Below are 747 nucleotides of genomic sequence, written 5' to 3'. Positions count from 1 at the left end.
CCATCAGATAGATCAGGGCTTCATGCGGCGGCAAAGACATTTAAAAACTCCTCAAACGGGCTCCGAAGTTAGGAACGCGGCACCGACGCCGCAAGGAAAAAGAGCCGCGATCGTTGACGCCCACGGCAGGCACGCCTAGAGACCGGTTGAAAACCTCTTCCGGCCCCTTTTGCGGTGATGCCGGCGAACGATTTGGAAAACAGTGACATGGCGGGATCAAACATCGTCGATCTCAATCCCGAGGTGCTTGCGGCAGCGGCTGAAAGCAAGGCGTGGCCGTTCGAAGAAGCCAGAAAGATCGTCGAGCGCTACAAAGACACTGATTTTCCCGAGACCGTTCTGTTTGAGACCGGTTACGGTCCGTCGGGGCTGCCGCACATCGGTACTTTCGGCGAGGTCGCACGCACCTCGATGGTGCGCCATGCCTTCCGCGTCCTCACCCGGGACGCGATCAAGACCAAAATATTGTGCTTTTCCGACGACATGGACGGCATGCGGAAGATTCCGGACAACGTCCCTGATCGCGCCGCACTCGAGCCGCACCTGCACAAGCCGCTCTCGTCCGTCCCCAACCCTTTCGGCGGCGACTATGCGAGCTTCGCAGACCACAACAACGCAATGCTTTGCCGTTTCCTGGACACGTTCGGCTTCGACTACGAGTTCGCCAGCGCGACGGAATACTACAAGGCTGGCCGTTTCGACGACGTTCTGCTGCGCGCTGCCGAACGTTTCGATAAGATTATGGAC

At 58.4% G+C, this 747-nt stretch carries 1 pseudogene; it reads left to right on the top strand.

Annotated features, from left to right (window positions below):
- Positions 1-207 precede the first annotated feature (207 nt).
- Positions 208-747, top strand: a pseudogene (gene lysK, locus EOA86_RS37010) (lysine--tRNA ligase); the annotation flags it as partial.

Source organism: Mesorhizobium sp. M5C.F.Ca.IN.020.32.2.1 (assembly GCF_004023105.1).
GTDB classification, from domain to species: Bacteria; Pseudomonadota; Alphaproteobacteria; order Rhizobiales; family Rhizobiaceae; genus Mesorhizobium; species Mesorhizobium wenxiniae.
The sequence above is the reverse complement of the archived record's forward strand: the minus strand, read 5'-3'. Positions and strand labels throughout refer to the sequence as shown.